Source organism: Paracoccus nototheniae (genome assembly GCF_004335005.1).
Lineage (GTDB): Bacteria > Pseudomonadota > Alphaproteobacteria > Rhodobacterales > Rhodobacteraceae > Paracoccus > Paracoccus nototheniae.
Genome location: NZ_RQRT01000016.1, coordinates 42,852 through 64,407 on the forward strand (window position 1 = coordinate 42,852; position 21,556 = coordinate 64,407).

A 21,556-nucleotide genomic window follows, 5' to 3' on the forward strand; every position below is an offset into this window, starting at 1 on the left:
CCCGACCGGCCCGGATGGGCCAAGACCCTTCCCATGCGGGGCGGTTTGGGTTAGACGCCTTCGACCGCAGACATAGGAGTTCCCCCGAAATGGGTTACAAAGTCGTCGTCGCCGGCGCCACGGGCAATGTGGGCCGCGAAATGCTGAACATTCTGGCCGAGCGCCAGTTCCCCGTGGACGAGATCGCCGTTCTGGCCTCGCGCCGCAGCCAGGGGACCGAGGTCAGCTTTGGCGACAAGACTTTGAAGATCAAGGATATCGAGCAGTTCGACTGGACCGGATGGGACATGGCGCTGTTCGCCATCGGCTCGGACGCGACCAAGATCCACGCCCCCAAGGCTGCGGCGGCGGGCTGCGTGGTGATCGATAACAGCTCGCTCTATCGCTATGATCCCCAGATCCCGCTGATCGTCCCCGAGGTGAACCCCGAGGCGATCCACGACTACAAGAACAAGATGATCATCGCGAACCCCAACTGCTCGACCGCGCAGATGGTCGTGGCGCTGAAGCCCCTGCATGACCGGGCGCGGATCAAGCGCGTGGTCGTGTCGACCTATCAGTCGGTGTCCGGCGCGGGCAAGGACGGCATGGACGAGCTGTGGGACCAGACCAAGGGCATGTATGTGCCGGGTCAGGAAAAGGCCCCCAACAAGTTCCAGAAGCAGATCGCCTTCAACGTCATTCCCCAGATCGACGTCTTCATGGAAGACGGCTCGACCAAAGAGGAATGGAAGATGGTGGTCGAGACCAAGAAGATCATCGACAAATCCATCAAGGTTTCCGCAACCTGCGTGCGCGTGCCGGTCTTTGTCGGCCATTCGGAATCGATCAATATCGAGTTCGAGGATTTTCTGGACGAGGACGAAGCGCGCGAGATCCTGCGCGAGGCCCCCGGCATCCTGGTGATCGACAAGCGCGAACCCGGCGGCTACATGACGCCGATCGAATGCGTGGGCGATTACGCCACCTTCATCAGCCGCATCCGTCAGGACGGCACGGTGGAAAACGGCCTGAACCTGTGGTGCGTCAGCGACAACCTGCGCAAGGGCGCCGCCCTGAACGCGGTGCAGATCGCGGAACTGCTGGGCAATCGCTGCCTGAAAAAGGGCTGATCCTTGTTCGACTGGATCACCGGATTGCTGGAGGGCGGCGGGGCATGGGCCATCGCCGCCCTCATGCTGCTGGAAAACATCTTCCCGCCCATCCCGTCCGAACTGATCATGCCGCTGGCGGGCTTCAACGCCGCGCGGGGCGGCACGCCCCTGTGGCTGGCCATTCTGGCGGGCGGGGTCGGATCGACGCTTGGGGCGTGGTTCTGGTACGCCCTGGGCCGCGCCTATGGCCCCGCCCGCCTGCATCTGCTGGTGGCCCGCTATGGCCGCTGGCTGACCCTGACCCCGTCCGAACTGACCCGCGCAGAGGGCTGGTTCGCCCGCCACGGCGGGGCTGCGGTGTTCTTCGGGCGCTTCCTGCCCACCATCCGCACGCTGATCTCGGTCCCGGCGGGGCTGGCACAAATGCCCACCGGGCGGTTCCTGATCTATACCGCCATCGGCAGCTTCATCTGGTCGGGCGGGCTGGCGCTGGCCGGTTATGCGCTGGAAAACGGCTATGATTCCGTCAGCCACTGGATCGACCCGCTGTCGACCGCCATCGTTCTGGCGATCGTCGCGGTCTATGTGTGGCGCGTCATCCGCTGGCGCCCCGATCCGTCGGACTGATCTTACGACCCCCCCGTCAGACTGAAACCCACCGCTTGCCGCCATCCTCGGCCTGAACCAGCGTGCCCTCGGTGATGTCATGCACGATGCCGTGCAGCGACATCTCTCCGGCTTCGACCGCCGAGCGGACAAAGGGAAACGTCATCAGGTTCTCCAACGAGACCAGCACCGCCTCGCGTTCCAGCGCGGGCACCTGATCGTCCTCGGGCAGATCCTTCACCCGGTCATATCCGGGGCGCAGGATGTCCATCCAGCGGCCCACGAAGCTGGTCTTTTCCTCCAGCTCGGGCGCGGCACCCGAACACATGGCGTGACAGCCCGCGACGCCACCGCAACTGGTGTGCCCGACCACGATCAGATGCGCGACCTTCAGCGCCGCCACCGCATATTCCACCGCCGCCGAGGTGCCGTGCTGCAACCCGTCGGGCGCATAGGCGGGCACCAGATTGGCGATGTTGCGGTGAATGAAGAACTCGCCCGAATCGGCGCCAAAGATGCTGGTCACATGCACCCGACTGTCGCAGCAGGAAATGACCATGGCGCGCGGGCGCTGCCCCTCGGTCGCCAGACGCCGGAACCAGGCGCGGTTTTCGTTATAGGATGTGGCTTTCCAGCCATGATAACGCTTGATCAGATATTGCGGCAACGGAGACAGGTTATGCATCGCGAACCTCGCTTTCTGACCTGCCTGATAGGCCCTGATTGAAACAAATTCGAGCCTTTTCTTAGCCGCCCATCAAGCCTTTCTTCATCGGTTCCCGCCATCGTCGCACCGATCGGGACAGATCCCTGCGGAGGTATGAATGGCACAGATTGCGGCCTTGGCGGTGTCCGAAGTGGTGCGCGTGGACAGCCGCCGCGTGGCAGAGATCATTGCCGAACTGGGCGAAACCGCGGCCCAGCACGTCATCGGGCTGGCGCTGGAACAGCTGGCCGCGGCACTGGTCGCGGTTCAGGCGGCCTTGCAGGCCAATGATCTGACGCTGGCCGCGACCCAGTCCGAACGGCTGTCGCGGCTGGCATGGCAGATCGGGCTTTTGTCGCTGGCAGGCGTGGCGATGGATCTGGGCAGCATCGCGCTGCGCGACGACCCCGCCGCCCTGTCGGCCATCGCCGGGCGTCTGGACCGGGTCGGCAACCGCTCGCTGACCGCGATCTGGGACCGCACGGCCTTGCCCTAGCGCCGCGCGGCGCATCGCTCAGGCATTTGGGGGCCGGGCGTGTCGCGCCGGGGGCATTATCCGTCCCGCCGTGGGGCATTCGGGGCCGGGGTTGCAGGCACGGGCCGGGCGTGTAGGCTGGCCGCCGATCTGCCAAGGATACCGACATGACCCTCGAATTCGCGCCTGCCTCCGACACCGCCTTGCCGCTCTGGCTGGTCTGGGCAGGCGATCCGCTGCCGCCAGCGGCGGGCCCATGGCCGCAGGCCTGCGGCTTTGCCGGACGCGCGGGCCAGATCTGTCTGCTGCCCGATGCCTCGGGCGGGCTGTCCGGCGCGATCATGGGCCTGGGCGATCCGGCACAGGCCGGACGCGACCGCTTTGCCCTGGCCCGCGCCCAATCCCTGCCGCCCGGCGACTGGCAGCTGGCCGACCTGCCACAGGGGCTGGACGCCGACCAGCTGGCGCTTGGCTGGCTGCTGGGTCAGTACCGCTTCACCCGCTACAAGGGCGCGACCGTGCCCGGCCCGCGTCTGGTCTGCCCCGCAGGCGTGGACGCCGACCGCATGCTGGCCATCGCCGCCGGAGAGTTCCTGACCCGCGATCTGATCAACACCCCCGCCAGTGATCTGGGCCCCGACCAGATGGAGGCCGCCGCCCGCGCGCTGGCCAACAGCCTTGGCGCCCGGATCGAGGTGATCAGCGGCACGGCGCTGCTGAAACAGAACTTTCCGCTGATCCACGCCGTGGGCCGCGCCGCCGCCTCTGATCCGCGCCTGATCGATATCCGGCTTGGCGATCAGGGGCCGATGCTGACGATCGTCGGCAAGGGCGTCTGCTTCGACACCGGCGGGCTGAACCTGAAACCCGGCGCCTCGATGGGGCTGATGAAAAAGGACATGGGCGGCGCCGCCACCGCGCTTGGCCTGTTGAAGATGCTGGCCGGAACCGGGGCGGCTGCGGGGCTGCGCGTGCGGGTGCTGATCCCGGCGGTCGAAAACAGCGTCGCGGGCAATGCCTTTCGTCCCGGCGATGTCCTTTCCAGCCGCAAGGGCCCGACGGTCGAGGTCAACAACACCGATGCAGAAGGCCGGCTGGTTCTGGCCGATGCGATGACCTATGGGGCCGAGGAAAGCCCCGATCTGATGATCTCTCTGGCGACGCTGACCGGCGCGGCGCGGGTGGCGCTCGGCCCCGATCTGCCGCCGCTCTATTGCGACGACGATGCCACCGCACAGGCCCTGCAACAGGCCGCGATGCAGGTGGGCGACCCGATCTGGCGCATGCCCTTCTGGGATCCGTACGAGGCTCTGATCGAACCCGCGATCGCCGATCTGGACAACGCCCCCTCGGGCGGCATGGCGGGATCGATCACCGCCGCCCTGTTCCTGCGCCGCTTTGCCGAAGGCGCGGGGCGCTATGCGCATCTGGACATCTATGGCTGGCAGCCGGTGGCCGCGCCGGGCCGTCCCAAAGGGGGCGTGGGCCAGGGCGCCCGCGCCATTCTGGCCGCCCTGCCGCGGCTCTTCTGATCATGGACAGCCGCCTGACCCCCGCCACCGACCGCGTGGCGCTGCAATCGCTGCGCGGCCAGCTGGACCGCCCGGCCTTCACACCGGGCCGCCCGGCACGGCTGGCCGTGCCGCTGGCCGATCTGCTGAACGCACCCGACGGGCGGCGCGACCGCCAGATCAATTTCGGCGCTGATCTGACGGTGATCGAGGATCGCGGCGCGATGAGCTTCGTGCAGGCCGCGCTGGACGGCTATTGCGGCTGGCTGCCCGGCGCGGCGCTAAGCTTCGATCTGCCGCCCCTGACCCATCGGGTCACGGCGCCTGCCACGCATCTCTACCCCGGCCCCGACATGAAACTGGCCCAGACCGCCGCCCTGTCGATCGGCGCCCGCCTGTCCGTCACGGGGACCGAGGGGAACTTCGCCCGCCTCGCCTCGGGCGATTGCGTGCCCTTGCCCCATATCGGCGACACCCCCGCCCCCGATCCCGCCGCCGTGGCCGAGACGCTGCTGGGCACGCCCTATCTCTGGGGCGGAAACAGCCGGGCGGGCATAGACTGCTCGGGCCTCGTGCAGGCGGCGCTGACGGCCTCAGGCATCCCCTGCCCCGGCGACAGCGACCTGCAACGCGCGGCCTTTCCGGCTACGGAGGCAATCCGGCGCGGCGATCTCATGTTCTGGCCCGGCCATGTCGCGATGGCCCTGTCCCCGGACATCATGATCCACGCCACCGCCTGGACCATGTCCGTCATCACCGAACCGATTCCCCAAGCCCTCGCCCGGATCGACGCCGCAGGCGACGGCCCCTTCCTCGGCGCCCGCCGCCCCACCTGAGGCCCCCAGTTCATCTTGGTCCAAATATCCCGGGGGGAGTCCGTCAGGACGGGGGGCAGCGCCCCCCTTCCGGCATCACAGATTGAACACCCGTTCGGGCTGGACCATGCCACCCTGATAGCGGCCGATGCAGACCGGCCCCTGCGCATCCATGACCCAGACCAGTTCGCCCCATTCCGCCCCGCCGGTCACCTCGCCGGGATTGCCGTTCCGGATGCGGATGCCGCCCTCGGGCGTGGCGCGCAGCATGGGCAGGTCGGTCAACCCCGTCTCCAGCGGCAGGATCTGGCTGTCCAGCCACTCCTGCGCGTCCCGGTCCACCCGGTCGAAGGGCACGGCGTGCTCGACCTCGAATGGCCCGGACCAGGTGCGGCGCAGATGGGCGACATGGCCCAGACAGCCCAAAGCCCGGCCCAGATCGCGGGCGATGGACCGGACATAGCCGCCCTTGCCGCAGACCATCTCCAGCCGGGCAGACCCCTCGTTCGCCTCCAGCAGGGTCAGGCTGTCGACCCATAGTGGGCGGGCGGCCAATTCCATCTCGATCCCCTCGCGGGCCAGATCATAGGCGCGCTCGCCCTCGACCTTGACGGCGGAAAAGGCGGGGGGGATCTGCATGATGTCGCCGGTAAACGCGGCCAGCCCCGCCTGCACTTCGGCCGCCGTGGGCCGCGCCTCCGACGTCCGCACGACCGCGCCCGAGGCATCGTCGGTCGCCGTCTCGGCCCCCCATGTCACCACGAAGTCATAGCATTTCAGCGCATCGGTGACGATCGGCACGGTCTTGGTGGCCTCGCCCAGGGCGATGGCCAGAACGCCGGTCGCATCGGGGTCCAGCGTGCCCGCATGGCCCGCCTTCTTCGCGTCCAGCGCCCATCGCACCTTGGCCACGACGGTGGTCGAACCGACCCCTGCGGGCTTGTCAACGATCAGCCAGCCGCTGATGTCCCGGCCCTTCTTGCGCGCCATGCGATCACTCCTGCAAAACCAAGCGCCGGGGCATAGCCCCCGCATCCGGGGCGGTCAACCGCCCGGCTGGACCAGTCCGATGATCGGCCCCATGCTGCGCCCGAAATCCGCCCGCCGGACCGAGGGCGCATAGAGCCGCGAGATCGAGCCGTCGAAATACAGCGCATCCCGCACCCCCAGCCCGTCGCGGAAGAACCGCCCGAATTCGTGGAAGGTCACCGGACGGCTGGAGATGGCGAACCACGCCGTCTGCCCGTCGGGCGCCACACCCACGCCGTTCCGGATATAGCGGCTGTCGCTATCGACCAGAAAGCGGGGGTGCAATTCGCCATCGATCACCAGCATCGGCCCGGATTGGCTGGCCAGACGGCAATCGGGGCGGGTGTCGGCGAATTCCAGCGTCTCGATCACCGCAAAGGGCCGGGCACCGCCGGTGCAGAAGACGCCATTGGGCAGCATCCCGAAATTGTCGCGGCTGCCTCCGGTGACGATGGGCGACAGCTCGGTCCCGTCGATGATCAGCAGACCCACGGCACGGTAATCGTCATGAAACATGCCCGCATTCATGGCGAAGGACAGATCCTCGCCCGACTGCAGGCTGCGGCGGACATTGGCGAAGTTGCGCAGGGGCGCCCCATCCGGGCCGTCCTGCCACAGCCGCAGCGCCGGCTCCTGCGCGGCGGGCACCTCGCACAGGACATAGCCCTGCCCGTCATGATCCACCCGTTCGCAGGTGGCAGCGCCCGACGGCAAGGCCAGCGCCATCAGCATCCCGCAGGCCACCGCAAGGCGGCGCGGCAGGTCAGCGCGCATCGTCATCCTCGGACGCGTCATCGGGACGGTCCGGCGCCTCGACATCGCGGCGCACGCGCTCATCCTCGAACAGGCGGCGGGTGTCGTCCATCATGTCGAAGGTCTCGTCCAGCTGGAACCGCAGCTCGGGCGCGTATTTCAGCGTCAGGCCCTTGGCGACAAGATGGCGCAGCTCGGGCGCATTGCGGCGCAGGGCCAGCAGCGCCTCGTCGGCCTCGCGCCCGCCCAAAGGCAGCACGAAGGCCGTCGCCACCTTGAGGTCGGTCGAGGTGCGCACCTCGCCCACGGTGATCGAATGACGGTTCAGTTCGGGGTCGTGGACATCGCCGCGTGCAAGCACTTCGGCAAGGGTACGACGGATCAGTTCGCCCACACGCAGCTGACGCTGCGCCTTCGAGCCCTGACCATGAGAATTGCGGTTCTGTGCCATGATCCCCGATGTAGGGGGTCGCGGGCCGCGCCGCAACGGGGTAAAACGCCCCCCGACAAGCCCCGGACAGGAAGACACGCCATGAGCGATTTGCAGAACACCGACCAGCCACAGCTGCCGGGCGTGGTCGTGACCGGCGCCTCGGGGCGGATGGGGCAGATGCTGGTGCGGCTGGTGCTGGAAAACCCTGAATTGCGGCTGGTCGGCGCGTTGGTGCGCCCGGGACATGACTGGATCGGGCAGGATATCGGCATGGCGATGGGCGGCGCGGCGGTGGGCGTGATCGTCAGCGACGATGCGGTGACGGCCATCGCGCAGGCGCAGGCGGTGATCGACTTCACCACCCCCGAAGCCACGCTGGCCTTTGCCGAACTGACCGCGCAGGCCCGCGCCGTGCATGTGATCGGCACCACCGGGCTGGGCCCCGACCATCTGGCGGCGCTGGCGGCCAGCGCCCGCCACGCCCCGATCATCCGGGCCGGAAACATGTCGCTTGGGGTCAATCTGCTGGTCGGTCTGACCCGCAAGGTTGCCGCCGCTTTGGGTGAGGACTGGGATATCGAGGTGGTCGAGGCCCATCACCGCCACAAGGTCGATGCGCCCTCGGGCACCGCGCTGATGCTGGGCGAGGCCGCAGCCGAGGGGCGCGGCGCCACGCTGGACGATCTGCGCACGCCAGCACGCGACGGGATCACCGGGCCGCGCGCGCCCGGCTCGATCGGTTTTGCAGCCATCCGGGGCGGCGATGTGGTGGGCGAACATGACGTGATCTTTGCGACCAGTGGCGAACGCATCGTGCTGCGCCATCTGGCGACCGACCGGGCGATCTTTGCGCGCGGCGCGATCCGAGCGGCGATCTGGGGTCAGGACAAGGGGCCGGGCGAATACGACATGCATGACGTGCTGGGGCTGTAAGGCCCCGTCAAGGCTGGACCGAACAGCAACCGCCCAGCATCCTGGCCGGATCGTCATGGATCACCAGCAGCGCGCGCAACCCGAACAGCCGGTCCGACATCCCGTCCGAACAGTGCTGCGGCATGGCAGTCAGGGTCATCCCCTGCGCCACCACCGCGCGGGTCGGATCGCGAAAGACCCCGGTCGACAGCACGTCCTGCACCGGGGCCGCGCGGTCCGGCAGCCCGGCCTGTTCCAGCACCAGCGCGCCGTCCCTGGCGCTGACGGCCCAAAACGGCTCGGTCCCATAGCACAAGAACCCCTCGGGCAGCGCGCCCTCGTCCCAGACATCCGTGCGATAATCCAGATAGCGGGCCGACACCCAGCCCGATTCCTCGCCCGTATTGACCCTTGCCCAGCCCCGGGTCTCCTCGACCACCTCGATGCCGGTGGCATCAGAGGCCAGCGTGCCGATGATTGCCGCATTCGCGTCGGGGTCGGCGCGGATGTTCAGCACGTCGTCCGGGGCCACGCGGGCCACGTCGAACAGCGTCGGCAGGATATATTCCTGCGTGGCAAAGGCGGGACCGGCCAGGATCAGGGTCAGGGCAAGGGCAAGTGTGGTGCGCAGCATGGGGCCTCCGGGATGGGTCGCCGTCAGTTTAGCGCGTCGGGGCCGCCCGCGCATCTCACGGTTTCGCGGATGGTTCCCCCCGGCGCGGCAAGCGGCTAGAACCACCCCATGACCGTGCATCTGACCGCATCCGAAACCCTGACCGCAGCGCTGGCGCGGATGCTGGCCGCCGATCTGGCGCCGGGCGACACGGTGCTGCTGGACGGCCCGGTGGGCGCGGGCAAGACGCATTTCGCCCGCGCCTTCATCCGCGCGCGGCAGGGCGATCAGGCCGAGGATGTGCCCAGCCCGACCTTCACGCTGGTCCAGACCTATGACGATCCGATGGGCACCCAGATCTGGCATGCCGATCTGTACCGCCTGACCGATCCGTCCGAGCTGGACGAGCTGGGGCTGGACGAGGCGATGGCCAACGCGATCTGTCTGATCGAGTGGCCCGACCGGCTGGCGGCCTTTCCGCCGGGCGCGCGGATCATTGCGCTGACCCCCGATGCCGATCCCGACCTGCGCCGCATCGCCATGGATTTCCCCGGCGCCGACCGGCTGGCCGCGCGCGCGGCCTTTGTCACGCAGGCGGGCTGGGCCGAGGCGCGGGTGCGCCCCTTGGCGGGCGATGCCTCGGCCCGGCGGTATTTCCGGCTGACGGGTGACGGGGGCGGGGCGGTGCTGATGGACGACCCTTCGGGCGCGGTGGGGCCTTTCGGGACGATGACCGGCTGGCTGCGGGATCGCGGCTTTGGCGCGCCGCAAATTCTGGCACAGGATCAGGCGCAGGGTCTGTTGCTGCTGCAGGATCTGGGCGACGATCTGGTCGCGCGGGTTCTGGCGGACCAGCCCGCGCTGGCCCCCCTGATCCATGACCGCATCACCGATCTGCTGGTCGATCTGCACCGCCAGCCGCTGCCGGACTTCGTGGCGCCGCTGGACGGGGCGGCAATGGGCGATCTGGTGGGGCTGTTCACCGATTATTATCCCGGCGCGCCCGATCTTGGGCACCTGATCGCGGACCTGCATGACCGGCTGTGCACCGATCTGCCGCCCCGCATCAGCCTGCGCGATTTCCATGCCGAGAACCTGATCTGGCGCGGTGAGGTGCCCTTGGGCCTGCTGGATTATCAGGACGCGGTGGCGGCCCATCCCGCCTATGATCTGGTCTCCTGCCTGCAGGATGCGCGGCGCGATGTGGACCCGCAGACCGAACAGGCGCAGATCGCGCGCTATCTGGCCGCCACCGGGGCTGCGGCGGACCCGTTCCGCGCCGCCTATGCGCTGATCGGCGCACAGCGGGCGTTGCGGATTCTGGGGGTCTTCGTGCGGCTGGCGGTGCGGGACGGCAAGCCGCGCTATCTGGATTTCATCCCCCGGGTCTGGGGCCATCTGCAACGCAATTTGCATCACCCCGCGCTGGCGCCCCTGCGCGCGGCGCTGGCGGATGTCCCCGAACCCGACGCCGCCCTCGACGCCGCCCTGCGCGAAAGGATCACCGCCCGATGCCGCCCCTGATGATCTTTGCCGCGGGCCTTGGCACCCGGATGCGGCCCCTGACCGACCTGCGCCCCAAGCCGCTGATCGAGGTCGCGGGCCGCAGCCTGCTGGACCGCGCGCTGGATCTGGCCCGCGCGGCGGGGGCGGCCCCCATCGTGGTGAACACCCATTATCTGGGCGCGCAGATCGAACGCCACCTGCACGGGCAGGACGTCGCGATCAGCGCCGAGGCCGGGTTGATTCTGGAGACCGGCGGCGGGCTGCGCCACGCGCTGCCTGTGCTGGCTCCTCGGGGGGGGCCGGTGATGACGCTGAACCCCGATGTGGTCTGGACCGGACCGAATGTGCTGACGGCTTTGGCCGGGGCGTGGCGCGATGACATGGACGCGCTGCTGGCGCTGGTGCCTCTGGCGCAGGCAACGGGGCGGCAGGGCGGGGGGGATTTCAGCCTTGGCCCGGACAACCGCCTGATCCGGCAGGGCGATTACGTTTATGCGGGCGCGCAGATGATCCGCCCCGACCGGCTGGCCAACATTCCCGATGCCGCCTTTTCGCTGAACCGCCTGTGGGATCTGCTGATCGCCGGGGGCCGGGTTCACGGAATGATCCATCCGGGCGGCTGGTGCGATGTGGGCCGCCCCGACGCGATCCCGCTGGCCGAGGCGATGCTGGATGGCTGAGATGCGCGGCCTTTACGCCCTGCCCCCCGGCGTCGATTTCGCCGAATGCTTCGTGCAGGGCCTGCTGGCGCGGATGGCGGATCAGCCGCCCGAGGCGCTGGCCCGCGTCACCATCCTGACCAATGCCGCCCCCACGCGGGGCGCGCTGTCGCGGGCCTTCGACCGGGCCGGGCCGCTGCTGATGCCGCAGATACGTTCGATCACCGGGATCGACCCCGGCCCGCTGCTGATGCCCGACCCGCCCGAGGCGCCCTTGGCCCGCCGCCTGCAACTGGCGCGGCTGATCGCGCAGATGATGGCCCTGCGCCCCGATCTGGGGGCGGGCCATTCCATCCCGGTGCTGGCGCAATCGCTGTCCCAGCTGATGGTCGAAATGCAAACCGAGGGCCGCGACATCACCGCGCTGGAGGCGATCGACACAGGCGATCACGCCCGCCACTGGCAGAACGCGCTGGCCTTCCTGCGCATCGCCGCCGGGTTCCATCTGGACGAGCCGTGGCGCGACCGCCCCGCCCGCCAGCGCGCCGCAGCCGAGGCCGCCTTGCGGGACTGGCCGCAGGGCGTGAACCTGCCGCAGGGACCGGTGATCGTCGCAGGCTCGACCGGATCGCATGGGGCGACGCGGCTCTACATGCAGGCGGTGGCGGCGCTGCCCAATGGCTCGGTCGTGCTGCCGGGGTTCGATTTCGACCAGCCGCCCTTGGTCTGGGACGGGCTGGAACAGGCCGACGACCATCCGCAGGCCCGATTTGCACCTCTGATCGCCGCGGCAGGCTATCCCCGCCGCTGGTCGGATGCGCGGCCCCCGTCAATCGATCGCAACCGCCTGATCTCGCTGGCCCTGCGGCCCGCACCGGTCACCGATCAATGGATTGCCGAAGGGCCCGGCCTGCCCGATCTGGGCCCCGCCACCGCCGCCCTGACCCTGATCGAGGCCGACCAGTCCGGCACCGAGGCCGAGGCCATCGCCCTGATCATGCGCGACGCCGCCGAACGCCGCGAACGCATCACCCTGATCGCCGCCGATAGCGGGCTGATCCGCCGCGTCACCGCCGCGCTGGACCGCTGGCATATCCGCCCCGATGACAGCGCCGGACGGCCCTTGCCGCTGACCGCGCCGGGGTTGTTCCTGCGGCAGGTGGCGGCGCTGTTTGGTCAGGCGCTGACCATCGACCGGCTGCTGATCCTGCTGAAACACCCGCTGACCGCCACCGGGTCCGACCTGATCGGCCGCAACGAGATGCTGCGCGAAACCCGCGAGCTGGAGCTGGAGCTGCGCCGCAACGGCCCGGCCTTTCCCGATGCCGACACGCTGGCGGACTGGGCCACCAAGGGCGACGAGACCCGCAAGATCTGGGCGGAATGGCTGGCCGCGATGCTGGCCCGCATCACCGCGATCGCCCGCGACCGCGCGCCCCGCCCGCTGCCCGACCGGCTGTCGGACATGATGGATCTGGCGCAGGCCCTGGCCGCCGGGCCGGGCGGCAACTCCGAGAAATCGCGGCTGTGGCAGGACAAGGCGGGGCAGATGGCACGGGCCGTGCTGGACCATCTGGCCGAACACGCCCATCTGGGCCCCGATATCGGCCCCGCCGATTTCAGCGCCCTTCTGGTCACCGAATTGCAGGCCAAGGCCCTGCGCGAGGATGTGGCGGGCCATCCCTGCCTGCGCATCCGCGGCCCGCGAGAGGCGCGGCTTTACGGCCATGGCACCGTCATTCTGTCCGGCCTGAACGAGGGCGGCTGGCCCCAGCCCTTGTCACCCGATCCGTGGCTGTCGCGGCAGATGCGCGCGGCGGCAGGCCTGCCGCTGCCCGAACGCCAGATCGGGTTGGCCGCGCATGATTTTCAGCAGGCCATCGCCGCCGACCGGGTGTTTTTAACCCGCGCGAAACGCGATGCCGAGGCGGAAACCATCCCCTCGCGCTGGCTGAACCGGATGCTGAACCTGATGGGCGGGCTGCCCGACCGGGGTGGCCCGCAGGCGCTGGCCGACATGCGGGCGCGGGGCGCGGACTGGCTGGCGATGGCGCAGGCTTTGGCCCGCCCGCCCGCCGCCGTGGCACCGGCGCCGCGCCCCTCGCCCCTGCCGCCGAATCCGCCCTTTGCGGAACTGCCGGTCACCGATGTCTCGCTGCTGATCCGCGACCCCTATGCGGTCTATGCCAAACGGGTGCTGGGTCTGCGCCCCCTGCCACCGCTGCGGCCCCAGCCCGATGCGGCGCTGCGCGGCCAGACCCTGCATGCCATCGTCGAGGCGCTGCTGAAATCGCGCCCTCATCCCGACACACCGCCCGAGGCTCTGCGCGCCGATTTCCTGCGCCTGACCGCTCTGGTGCTGACGGACGAAGTGCCCTGGCCCGCCGCCCGCGCTTTCTGGGCGGCCCGGATTGCGGGGATCGCCGACCGCATCGTTGCGGATGAGCTGGCCCGGCTGGCCGAAGGCGCGCCCATGGTGATCGAGAACCGGGGCCGCGTCGCGCTGCAGGGGATGGACTTCACCCTGACCGCGAAACCCGACCGGATCGACCTGCTGAAGGACGGTCAGGTCGTCGTCTATGACTATAAATCCGGCACGCCGCCCACCGATGCGATGATCCGCCATTTCGACAAACAGCTGATGCTGGAGGCCGCGATGGCCCGGCGCGGCGGTTTCGACGCACTTGGGCCGGTGGATGTGGCGGGCCTGCGCTATATCCAGCTGGGTGGCGAGGGCCGGACCTTTTCGCGCGAGCATTCCGACCAGATCGAGGGCGAGACATGGGACGGTTTCGTGCGCCTGATTGCCGCCTATCTGGCCGGAGAGGCCGGGTTCACCTCCATGCGCGCGCCGCAAAAGACATCCTATGCCGGGGATTATGACCATCTGGCGCGGTTCGGCGAATGGGCGCTGACCGACAGCGCGGTGCCGCAAAAGGTGGGCGATCATGGATGAGGCGACCCGGAACCAGATCGCCGCCGCCGACCCGCTGCGATCGACATGGCTGACCGCCAATGCCGGATCGGGCAAGACGCGGGTGCTGACCGACCGCGTGGCGCGGCTGCTGCTGGCTGGCACGCCGCCCGAACGCATCCTGTGCCTGACCTATACCAAGGCCGCCGCGACCGAGATGCAGAACCGCCTGCTGGCGCGGCTTGGCCGGTGGGCGATGCTGCCCGAACCCGCCCTGCGCGCCGAGCTGGCCGAACTGGGCGAGGGGCGGGATGCAGCCCCCGATCAGCCCCAACCCGATCAGCCCCAACCCGATCTGGCCCCTCCCGATCTGGCCGCCGCCCGGCGCCTGTTCGCCCGGGCGATCGAAACGCCCGGCGGGCTGAAGGTCCAGACCATCCACAGCTTTTGCGCGGCCCTGCTGCGGCGCTTTCCGCTGGAGGCCGGGGTGCCGATGGGATTTGCGGAACTGGACGACCGCAGCGCCCGCGCCCTGCGATCCGAGATCATCGAGGAGATGGCCGAAGGATCCGATCCCGCCATCACCGATCTGACCCGGCTGCATTCGGGCGACGATCTGGACCGCTTTCTGGCGGGCCTGTCGCTGGCCGATTACGAGGCCGCACCCGACCCCGCCGCACTGGCCGCAATGCTGGACGTGCCGCCCGGCCTGACGGTGGACGGCCTGCTGGCGCAGGTCATGACCGGCACGGATGCCGATCTGGCCGATGCGCTGATCCCGGCGCTGCGGCGCGGATCGGTCACCGATGTCAAGCTGGCCGATGCCCTGGCGCAGGTGCGCTGGCGCGATCCGTCCCTGGCCGATCTGGCACGGCTTTCGGGTTGCCTGCTGTTCGGGGCCAAGGCCGCCGTTCCCTTCGGCGCCAAGATCGGCAAGATCCCGACCAAGGCGATGGCCAACGGTCCCTGCGCCCCCTTCATGGACGATCTGAACGCGCTGATGGAACGGGTCGAACTGGCCCGGCCTCAGGCTTTGGCGCTGGCGGCGATGGACAGGACGCTGGCGCTGCACCGTTTCGGCCATGCCTTTGCCACCCGCATGAATGCCGCCAAGACCGCGCAGGGCTGGCTGGATTTTGACGACCTGATCCGCCGCACCGCCCAGTTGCTGGAGGAATCCAGCATGGCGCAATGGGTGCTGTGGCGGCTGGATGGCGGGATCGACCATATTCTGGTGGACGAGGCGCAGGATACCAGCCCCGGCCAGTGGCGGGTGATCCGCCGCCTGACCGACGAATTCACCAGCGGCGCGGGCACGCATGATCGGCCCCGCACGCTGTTCGTGGTGGGCGATCCCAAGCAGTCGATCTATTCCTTCCAAGGCGCCGACATCGCGGTGTTCGAGGCGATGCGCGACCTGTTCGACCGCGATTTTCAGGCCGCAAGGCAGCCGATGCAGCGGCGCGGGCTGGCGCACAGCTTCCGCTCCTCTCCGGCGATCCTGCGGCTGGTCGATGCGGTCTTTCAGGGCGAGGCTGCGGCGGGTCTGGGCGATCCGCCCCGCCATCTGGCCTTTCGCGACACGCTGCCCGGCCGCGTGGACATCTGGCCCGCTTTGCCCAAACCCGACAAGACCGACCCCGAGGACTGGACCCGCCCGGTCGATGCGCCCTCGGAAAACGATGCGGACACGCAGCTGGCCCGCCATATCGCCGCCCGGATCGGCGCGATGATCGGCACGCCCATCCTGGACGCGAAATCGGGCCTGCCGCGCCCCATCGCGGCGGGTGACATCCAGATCCTTGTCCAGCGCCGGGCCGACCTGTTCGCCGCCCTGATCGCCGAGCTGAAATCGGCGGGCCTGCCGGTGGCGGGCGCCGACCGGCTGCGGCTGGCGGGGGAACTGGCCGTGCGCGACATCACCGCCACCCTGTCGGTGCTGGCCACGCCCGAGGATGATCTGGCGCTGGCCTCGGCCCTGCGCTCGCCGCTGTTCGGGCTGTCCGAGGATGATCTCTACCGGCTGGCGCGGGGACGCGGGCGGCGGGAATATCTGTGGATGCGGCTGCGTCAGTCGGATCACCGCCACGCCCATGATGTGCTGAACGATCTGGCCGATCATGCCGATTACCTGCGCCCCCATGACCTGATCGCCCGCCTGCTGACGCGTCATGGCGGACGTGCCGCCCTGCTGGCGCGCCTTGGCCCCGAGGCCGAGGATGGCATCGACGAGCTGATGTCGCAGGCTTTGGCCTATGAGCAGGTGGAAACGCCCTCGCTGACCGGTTTTCTGGTCTGGCTGGCCAGCGACGAGGTCGAGGTCAAACGCCAGCTGCCCGGCGGCGCGGGCGGGCTGATCCGGGTGATGACGGTCCACGGGTCCAAGGGGCTGGAAAGCCCCATCGTGATCCTGCCCGAAACGCAAAGCCGCAAGGCGAACAACCGCCAGCCTCTGGTCCGGCTGGATCAGGTTCCGGTCTGGCGCGGCGCGGCGCCAGATCGCTGCGACGCGGTGGCCATGGCGGTGGCCGATAACGAGCGTCGGCAGGACGAGGAACGCCGCCGCCTGTTGTATGTCGCGATGACCCGCGCCGAAAGCTGGCTGATCGTGGCGGCGGCGGGCGAGACGGGCGAGGGGCTGGACAGCTGGCACGCGATGATTGCCGAAGGTGCGGCGCGCAGCGGTCTGGACCGCAGCGATCTGGTCATCGACGGCATCGGCACCGGCCTGCGCCTGTCCTGGGGCGACTGGCCTGCCGAGGCCGAGGGCACGGCCCCTGCGCCCGCCCCGCTGCGCGCCCTGCCCGATTGGGCGGGACGCCTTCCGCCCCCGGCGCCCGATTTTTCGGCCCCCGTCACCGCCAGCGGGCTGGGCGGCGCCAAGGTGCTGGCCGCGACCAGCGAAGGTGACCGCGACGCCGCGATGCTGCGCGGCACGCGGCTGCATCTGCTGCTGGAACATCTGCCCGCCCATGCCGCCCCCGACTGGCCCCGCCTTGCCCGCGCCATCCTGTCGGGGGCCGAGGGCGGACTGCCCGATGCCGAGGATCTGGCCGATCTGCTGGCCGAGGCGGGCGCCGTCCTGACCGCCCCGGCGCTGGCCGAGGTGCTGCAACCCGGCCCCGACGCGCAGATCCTGTCCGAGGTGGCGCTGACCGCCCCGCTGCCGGGGCTTGGCATTCTGAACGGGGTGATCGACCGGCTTGTGATCACGCCCGACCTGATCACCGCCGTCGATTACAAGACGAATGCCGATCTGCCCGCGACGCCCGATGCCGTGCCCTTGGGCATTCTGCGGCAGATGGCGGCTTACCGTGCCGCGCTGCAGGGCATCTGGCCGGGGCGTCCCTTGCGCATGGCGATCCTGTGGACGGCCAGCCGCAGCCTGATGACCCTGCCCGATCCGGTGCTAGATCCGGTCATGGCGGGGCTGATCGCGGACCCTCTGCCCCTTGACCCGGGGGTCTCTGGTTCCTAGCTGTTAACGTGAACCCCGCCCCGCCGGTCATCGCCGGCCCCCCCTTGATCAGGAGCCCCAGCCATGGCCACCGTGCATGTGAACGACACCGAATTCGACGCCGAAGTGCGTCAGGCCGATACCCCCGTCATCGTCGATTTCTGGGCGGAATGGTGCGGCCCCTGCAAGCAGATCGGCCCGGCTCTGGAAGAGCTGTCCGACGAATATGCGGGCAAGATCAAGATCGTGAAGATCAATGTCGACGAGAACCCCGAACAGGCGGCAGCCCTTGGCGTGCGCGGCATTCCGGCCCTGTTCATGTTCAAAAACGGCGAGGTCGTGTCGAACCGCATGGGCGCGGCCCCCAAGGCGGCGCTGAAAAGCTGGATCGACGAATCGGTCTGATCTTCCGCAAATGACGGATCAAGGCGGCGGCCCCTCAGACGGGCCAGCCGCCTTTTTTCATGGCCGACAACAGGCGCGCATCGGCATCGGGGGCCATCATGTCCAAAGCGGTGCGGCGCAGGAACCAGTCGAGGAACCTGTCCACCGGCGGGGTGTGATCCGGGGCACGGGCCAGCGCCTCGGCCGCGCCAAGCCGCCCGGCATCCAGCGTGACATGGTGATAATCGCTGAGGGCGAACAGGACCACCGGCTTGCCGAGGATCAGCCCGTCGAACCCGACCGAGCTGTTCTGCGTCACCACGAAGGCGCAATCGCGCAGCCGCGCCATCGTATCCCCGCCAAGCGTGATGTTGGGGTGGCTGGCGATCAGACGGTCCAGCGCGGCCCGGTCGGCCTCGTCATAGACCTCTTTGGGGTGCAGCGTGACGATGCAGGGGCGGCCCGTGCGCGCGGCGGCCTGCACCATCCTGACCGGCGATGTGGACTGAAAGCTGCGCTGGCGGCGGATATGGCCCTGCAGCGGGATCAGGATGTGATCGCCCTGCACCGGATCGGCGCCGGGCAGCACCCGCCCGCGCAGGCGGCGCAGGAAGTTGCGCGCGGCATCGGGTTCGATGCTGGACGGATCGAACGCCGCCTGCGCGATGGGCCAGCGCCAGCGTTCGGCCTGCCGCTCCAGCCGCCAATAGGGGAAATGATAGGCGCGGCGGAAGGTCAGGGCGCGGTCATGGGTCGGACGCTCCATATTGAACAGCGCATAGCCGGGGCGGGTCGGCGCGGCCTCTCGGGCCGACAGGCCGGACTGCAGGATCTCGATCTGCCAGCCCTGCGGTTCAAGAATCGTCCGGATCCGGTTCAGAAAGCCCAGCTTGCCCGCACGGGCGGTGTGCAGGATCGGGGGGTGAAGATAGACGGATAGCAGCAGATCGGCGCTCATGGCGGCAGGCTAGGGCGGGGCGGGGCGGTTTTCAACGGGTTGCAAGCCGGGCCCGGCCTTCATATCTGCCGCAGGAACCAGAATGATGAACGGAGCGCCCCAGATGGCAGAGGACAGATTTCCCGGCTGGCACGGCACCACGATCCTGGCGGTCCGCCGGGGTGGCAAGGTCGTCGTGGCCGGTGACGGGCAGGTCAGCGTCGGCCAGACCGTGATGAAGGGCAGTGCCCGCAAGGTCCGCCGCCTGACCCCCGGCGGTCGCGATGTGGTGGTGGGCTTTGCCGGTTCGACCGCCGACGCCTTTACCCTGCTGGAACGGCTGGAGAAAAAGCTGGAGGCCGCGCCCGGCCAGTTGCAGCGGGCCTGCGTGGATCTGGCCAAGGATTGGCGCATGGACAAGTATCTGCGCAATCTGGAGGCGATGCTGATCGTCACCGACGGGGTGGACCTGCTGGTCGTCACCGGCGCGGGCGATGTGCTGGAACCAGAACATGACGTCGCCGCCATCGGATCGGGCGGCAATTTCGCGCTGGCCGCCGCGCGGGGGTTGCTGGAAAGCGATCTGGACGCCGAGGCGATTGCCCGCAAGGCAATGGCGATCGCGGCGGATATCTGTGTTTACACCAACGGACGGTTGACGGTCGAGACGATCGGGTGAGAAGGCCGGGGGCGCTTCGCCCCCCGGACCCCCCGAGGATATTTTCATGAAGAAGAGAGGGCGAGCGGTGTGCTGCGCCGGGCCTTTGATGGGAGACAAACCTATGAGTGATCTGACCCCCCGCGAGATCGTGTCCGAGCTGGACCGGTTCATCATCGGGCAGAATGATGCCAAGCGCGCCGTCTCGGTGGCGCTGCGCAACCGCTGGCGCCGCAAGCAGCTGGGCGACGATCTGCGCGATGAGGTCTATCCTAAAAACATCTTGATGATCGGCCCGACAGGCGTCGGCAAGACCGAGATCAGCCGTCGTCTGGCCAAGCTGGCCAACGCGCCCTTCATCAAGGTCGAGGCGACCAAGTTCACAGAGGTCGGCTATGTCGGGCGCGATGTCGAACAGATCATCCGCGATCTGACCGATGCCGCCATGACCGACACCCGCGACCGGATGCGCGAGGATGTGAAGGCCCGCGCCCACAAGGCCGCCGAAGAACGCGTGATCGAAGCGCTGGCGGGCAAGGATGCCCGCGATGGCACGCGGCAGATGTTTCGCGACAAGCTGAAGCGCGGCGAGCTGGACGACACGATCATCGAGCTGGAGGTCCAGGACAACTCGAACCCGCTTGGCGGGATGGAAATGCCGGGCCAGCCCGGACAGCCGCTTGGCGGGATGATGGATCTGTCGGGGCTGATGAAGGCATTCGGCGGGCGGCGCGTGCGGCGCAAGATCGCCGTGTCGGAAAGCTATGAGCTGCTGATCGCGGAAGAGGCCGACAAGCTGCTGGATGACGATGCCGTCAAGGCGGCGGCGCTGGAGGCGGTGCAGGAAAACGGCATCGTCTTTATCGACGAAATCGACAAGGTCTGCGCGCGTTCGGACGCGCGCGGCGGCGATGTCAGCCGCGAGGGGGTGCAGCGCGATCTGCTGCCGCTGATCGAAGGCACCACCGTCAGCACCAAATACGGCGCGGTGCGGACCGATCACATCCTGTTCATCGCCTCGGGTGCGTTCCATGTCGCCAAGCCGTCCGACCTGCTGCCGGAATTGCAGGGCCGCCTGCCCATCCGGGTCGAGCTGCGAGCCCTGACCGAAGAGGATTTCATCCGCATCCTGACCGAGACGGACAATGCCCTGACCCGTCAATACAGCGCCCTGATGGCCACCGAGGGGGTCGAGGTGTCCTTTACCGCCGAGGGCATCGCCGCGCTGGCGCGGATCGCGGCCGAGGTGAATGCCTCGGTCGAGAATATCGGCGCGCGGCGGCTGTACACCGTCATCGAGCGGGTGTTCGAGGAGCTGTCCTTCAATGCGCCCGATCGCAGCGGCCAATCGGTCAGCGTGGATGCGGCGTTCGTCGAACAGCATCTGGGCGATCTGTCGCGGTCGACCGATCTGTCGCGCTATGTCCTGTAGGGTGGGAACTGTCAGCCGGGCCAGGGTGTTGGCTGGCTGACATCAACAGGGGACGGATCACATGGGTTGGCTTTTCGGCGTCATCATCTTTGCACTGGATGTCTGGGCCATCGCCTCGATCATCAACACCAATGCCAGCAACAAGACCAAGATCCTGTGGATTTTGCTGATCCTGATCCTGCCGGTCGTGGGCCTGATCATCTGGTATTTCGCCGGACCCAAGGCGAACTTCCGGGTCTGACATACCGGACCACCGCCGATCCGATCACGCGCGCCCCATCCGGGGCGCGTTTTTCATGGCGCGCGGCGCAGATAGACGTAATAGGCGCCCTCGCCCCCGTGGCGGTAATGGGCGGCAGTGACCTGCTGGACCACCTGCGCCAAGGGCGGGCTGTGCAGCCAATAGGGCACCTGGTGGCGCAGGGCGCCGGGTCGGGTGGGCAGGGGGCCGTGATCGCCGCGGCCCTTGCCGGTGATCACCAGCACCAGCCGCAGGCCCGAGGCATGGCAGGACAGCACGAAATGCATCAGCTCGGGCTGGGCGGCGGACAGGGTCAGGCCGTGCAGGTCCAGCCGTGCCTGAGGCTGGATCTTGCCCTGGCTCATCTTGCGGTGGGTCTTGGCATCCATGCGCAGACCCGCCTGTGCCAGCCGTTCGGCGG

Annotated in this window: 21 protein-coding genes; 14 read left to right on the forward strand and 7 right to left on the reverse strand. The window is 68.7% G+C overall.

What is annotated here, in order from left to right:
- Positions 1-89 precede the first annotated feature (89 nt).
- A complete protein-coding gene (locus tag EG885_RS08510; RefSeq protein WP_131574051.1) occupies positions 90-1,112 on the forward strand; it encodes an aspartate-semialdehyde dehydrogenase in 1,023 nt (340 codons plus the stop codon).
- Between the two features lie 3 nt (positions 1,113-1,115).
- The gene (locus EG885_RS08515) at positions 1,116-1,721 is read left to right on the forward strand and encodes a DedA family protein (RefSeq protein ID WP_131574052.1); all 606 of its coding nucleotides are present in this window, start codon (positions 1,116-1,118) and stop codon (positions 1,719-1,721) included.
- 16 nt (positions 1,722-1,737) lie between these two features.
- On the opposite strand, the gene EG885_RS08520 is transcribed toward EG885_RS08515, so the two are convergent.
- Positions 1,738-2,385, reverse strand: coding sequence for a carbonic anhydrase (locus tag EG885_RS08520; protein WP_131574053.1), 648 nt, complete (start codon positions 2,383-2,385; stop codon positions 1,738-1,740).
- Positions 2,386-2,524: 139 nt separating this feature from the next.
- Here EG885_RS08520 and EG885_RS08525 point away from each other — a divergent pair, with 139 nt between their 5' ends.
- From EG885_RS08525 to EG885_RS08535, 3 genes are all read left to right on the forward strand, one after another.
- Positions 2,525-2,902 (forward strand): hypothetical protein, encoded by a 378-nt coding sequence (locus tag EG885_RS08525; protein WP_131574054.1) that lies wholly within the window; start codon positions 2,525-2,527, stop codon positions 2,900-2,902.
- A gap of 146 nt (positions 2,903-3,048) precedes the next feature.
- The gene (locus tag EG885_RS08530; RefSeq protein WP_131574055.1) at positions 3,049-4,413 is read left to right on the forward strand and encodes a leucyl aminopeptidase family protein; all 1,365 of its coding nucleotides are present in this window, start codon (positions 3,049-3,051) and stop codon (positions 4,411-4,413) included.
- A gap of 2 nt (positions 4,414-4,415) precedes the next feature.
- The gene (locus EG885_RS08535; RefSeq protein ID WP_131574056.1) at positions 4,416-5,228 is read left to right on the forward strand and encodes a C40 family peptidase; all 813 of its coding nucleotides are present in this window, start codon (positions 4,416-4,418) and stop codon (positions 5,226-5,228) included.
- A 75-nt stretch (positions 5,229-5,303) separates the two neighbouring features.
- Here EG885_RS08535 and truB read toward each other — a convergent pair whose 3' ends face one another.
- The 3 genes from truB to rbfA are packed head-to-tail and all read right to left on the reverse strand — an operon-like array spanning position 5,304 to position 7,440.
- Positions 5,304-6,197 carry a tRNA pseudouridine(55) synthase TruB gene (gene truB / locus EG885_RS08540; protein WP_131574057.1) on the reverse strand — a complete coding sequence of 298 codons (894 nt, stop codon included), beginning with the start codon at positions 6,195-6,197 and terminating at the stop codon, positions 5,304-5,306.
- A gap of 54 nt (positions 6,198-6,251) precedes the next feature.
- Positions 6,252-7,010 carry a phosphodiester glycosidase family protein gene (locus EG885_RS08545; RefSeq protein ID WP_131574058.1) on the reverse strand — a complete coding sequence of 253 codons (759 nt, stop codon included), beginning with the start codon at positions 7,008-7,010 and terminating at the stop codon, positions 6,252-6,254.
- Positions 7,000-7,440: a 30S ribosome-binding factor RbfA gene (rbfA, locus tag EG885_RS08550; RefSeq protein WP_131574059.1), complete on the reverse strand. Its 441-nt coding sequence runs from the start codon at positions 7,438-7,440 to the stop codon at positions 7,000-7,002. The genes EG885_RS08545 and rbfA overlap by 11 nt, the downstream gene beginning before the upstream one ends.
- Before the next feature lie 81 nt (positions 7,441-7,521).
- Between rbfA and dapB the strand changes: the two genes are divergently transcribed.
- Positions 7,522-8,355 carry a 4-hydroxy-tetrahydrodipicolinate reductase gene (gene dapB / locus EG885_RS08555; protein ID WP_131574060.1) on the forward strand — a complete coding sequence of 278 codons (834 nt, stop codon included), beginning with the start codon at positions 7,522-7,524 and terminating at the stop codon, positions 8,353-8,355.
- 7 nt (positions 8,356-8,362) lie between these two features.
- Here dapB and EG885_RS08560 read toward each other — a convergent pair whose 3' ends face one another.
- Positions 8,363-8,968, reverse strand: coding sequence for a COG3650 family protein (locus EG885_RS08560; protein WP_165571081.1), 606 nt, complete (start codon positions 8,966-8,968; stop codon positions 8,363-8,365).
- A gap of 108 nt (positions 8,969-9,076) precedes the next feature.
- Here EG885_RS08560 and tsaE point away from each other — a divergent pair, with 108 nt between their 5' ends.
- From tsaE to trxA, 5 genes are all read left to right on the forward strand, one after another.
- Entirely contained in the window at positions 9,077-10,471 is a 1,395-nt protein-coding gene (gene tsaE, locus EG885_RS08565; protein ID WP_131574062.1) for a tRNA (adenosine(37)-N6)-threonylcarbamoyltransferase complex ATPase subunit type 1 TsaE, read from the forward strand.
- Positions 10,459-11,133 carry a nucleotidyltransferase family protein gene (locus EG885_RS08570; protein ID WP_131574063.1) on the forward strand — a complete coding sequence of 225 codons (675 nt, stop codon included), beginning with the start codon at positions 10,459-10,461 and terminating at the stop codon, positions 11,131-11,133. Before tsaE ends, EG885_RS08570 begins: the two co-directional genes overlap by 13 nt.
- Positions 11,126-14,068: a double-strand break repair protein AddB gene (gene addB / locus EG885_RS08575; RefSeq protein WP_131574064.1), complete on the forward strand. Its 2,943-nt coding sequence runs from the start codon at positions 11,126-11,128 to the stop codon at positions 14,066-14,068. The genes EG885_RS08570 and addB overlap by 8 nt, the downstream gene beginning before the upstream one ends.
- The gene (gene addA / locus EG885_RS08580) at positions 14,061-17,504 is read left to right on the forward strand and encodes a double-strand break repair helicase AddA (RefSeq protein ID WP_131574065.1); all 3,444 of its coding nucleotides are present in this window, start codon (positions 14,061-14,063) and stop codon (positions 17,502-17,504) included. The genes addB and addA overlap by 8 nt, the downstream gene beginning before the upstream one ends.
- A gap of 63 nt (positions 17,505-17,567) precedes the next feature.
- Positions 17,568-17,888, forward strand: a complete 321-nt coding sequence (trxA, locus tag EG885_RS08585; RefSeq protein WP_131574066.1) for a thioredoxin — start codon at positions 17,568-17,570, stop codon at positions 17,886-17,888.
- Between the two features lie 34 nt (positions 17,889-17,922).
- On the opposite strand, the gene EG885_RS08590 is transcribed toward trxA, so the two are convergent.
- Positions 17,923-18,825: a hypothetical protein gene (locus EG885_RS08590; protein ID WP_131574067.1), complete on the reverse strand. Its 903-nt coding sequence runs from the start codon at positions 18,823-18,825 to the stop codon at positions 17,923-17,925.
- A gap of 103 nt (positions 18,826-18,928) precedes the next feature.
- Between EG885_RS08590 and hslV the strand changes: the two genes are divergently transcribed.
- The 3 genes from hslV to EG885_RS08605 all read left to right on the forward strand — a co-directional run bounded on the left by hslV (position 18,929) and on the right by EG885_RS08605 (position 21,135).
- Positions 18,929-19,483, forward strand: coding sequence for an ATP-dependent protease subunit HslV (gene hslV, locus EG885_RS08595; RefSeq protein ID WP_131574068.1), 555 nt, complete (start codon positions 18,929-18,931; stop codon positions 19,481-19,483).
- Between the two features lie 103 nt (positions 19,484-19,586).
- Positions 19,587-20,894, forward strand: a complete 1,308-nt coding sequence (hslU, locus tag EG885_RS08600; RefSeq protein WP_131574069.1) for an ATP-dependent protease ATPase subunit HslU — start codon at positions 19,587-19,589, stop codon at positions 20,892-20,894.
- Between the two features lie 61 nt (positions 20,895-20,955).
- Complete coding sequence (locus EG885_RS08605; protein WP_131574070.1) at positions 20,956-21,135, forward strand: PLDc N-terminal domain-containing protein; 180 nt, start codon at positions 20,956-20,958, stop codon at positions 21,133-21,135.
- A gap of 53 nt (positions 21,136-21,188) precedes the next feature.
- Here the strand turns inward: EG885_RS08605 and EG885_RS08610 are convergent.
- Positions 21,189-21,556: Smr/MutS family protein (locus EG885_RS08610; protein ID WP_207392233.1), on the reverse strand; the 368-nt coding region annotated here is incomplete at its 5' end.

Excerpts from the sequence above, each read along its gene's own strand:
- hslU (WP_131574069.1), top strand. The coding sequence starts at position 19,587 with ATGAGTGATCTGACCCCCCGCGAGATCGTGTCCGAGCTGGACCGGTTC.
- EG885_RS08525 (WP_131574054.1), top strand. The coding sequence starts at position 2,525 with ATGGCACAGATTGCGGCCTTGGCGGTGTCCGAAGTGGTGCGCGTGGAC.
- EG885_RS08545 (WP_131574058.1), bottom strand. The coding sequence starts at position 7,010 with ATGCGCGCTGACCTGCCGCGCCGCCTTGCGGTGGCCTGCGGGATGCTG.
- EG885_RS08560 (WP_165571081.1), bottom strand. The coding sequence starts at position 8,968 with ATGCTGCGCACCACACTTGCCCTTGCCCTGACCCTGATCCTGGCCGGT.
- EG885_RS08520 (WP_131574053.1), bottom strand. The coding sequence starts at position 2,385 with ATGCATAACCTGTCTCCGTTGCCGCAATATCTGATCAAGCGTTATCAT.
- trxA (WP_131574066.1), top strand. The coding sequence starts at position 17,568 with ATGGCCACCGTGCATGTGAACGACACCGAATTCGACGCCGAAGTGCGT.
- tsaE (WP_131574062.1), top strand. The coding sequence starts at position 9,077 with ATGACCGTGCATCTGACCGCATCCGAAACCCTGACCGCAGCGCTGGCG.
- EG885_RS08605 (WP_131574070.1), top strand. The coding sequence starts at position 20,956 with ATGGGTTGGCTTTTCGGCGTCATCATCTTTGCACTGGATGTCTGGGCC.
- hslV (WP_131574068.1), top strand. The coding sequence starts at position 18,929 with ATGGCAGAGGACAGATTTCCCGGCTGGCACGGCACCACGATCCTGGCG.
- EG885_RS08590 (WP_131574067.1), bottom strand. The coding sequence starts at position 18,825 with ATGAGCGCCGATCTGCTGCTATCCGTCTATCTTCACCCCCCGATCCTG.
- addB (WP_131574064.1), top strand. The coding sequence starts at position 11,126 with ATGGCTGAGATGCGCGGCCTTTACGCCCTGCCCCCCGGCGTCGATTTC.
- dapB (WP_131574060.1), top strand. The coding sequence starts at position 7,522 with ATGAGCGATTTGCAGAACACCGACCAGCCACAGCTGCCGGGCGTGGTC.
- EG885_RS08530 (WP_131574055.1), top strand. The coding sequence starts at position 3,049 with ATGACCCTCGAATTCGCGCCTGCCTCCGACACCGCCTTGCCGCTCTGG.
- EG885_RS08570 (WP_131574063.1), top strand. The coding sequence starts at position 10,459 with ATGCCGCCCCTGATGATCTTTGCCGCGGGCCTTGGCACCCGGATGCGG.
- EG885_RS08535 (WP_131574056.1), top strand. The coding sequence starts at position 4,416 with ATGGACAGCCGCCTGACCCCCGCCACCGACCGCGTGGCGCTGCAATCG.
- addA (WP_131574065.1), top strand. The coding sequence starts at position 14,061 with ATGGATGAGGCGACCCGGAACCAGATCGCCGCCGCCGACCCGCTGCGA.
- EG885_RS08510 (WP_131574051.1), top strand. The coding sequence starts at position 90 with ATGGGTTACAAAGTCGTCGTCGCCGGCGCCACGGGCAATGTGGGCCGC.
- truB (WP_131574057.1), bottom strand. The coding sequence starts at position 6,197 with ATGGCGCGCAAGAAGGGCCGGGACATCAGCGGCTGGCTGATCGTTGAC.
- rbfA (WP_131574059.1), bottom strand. The coding sequence starts at position 7,440 with ATGGCACAGAACCGCAATTCTCATGGTCAGGGCTCGAAGGCGCAGCGT.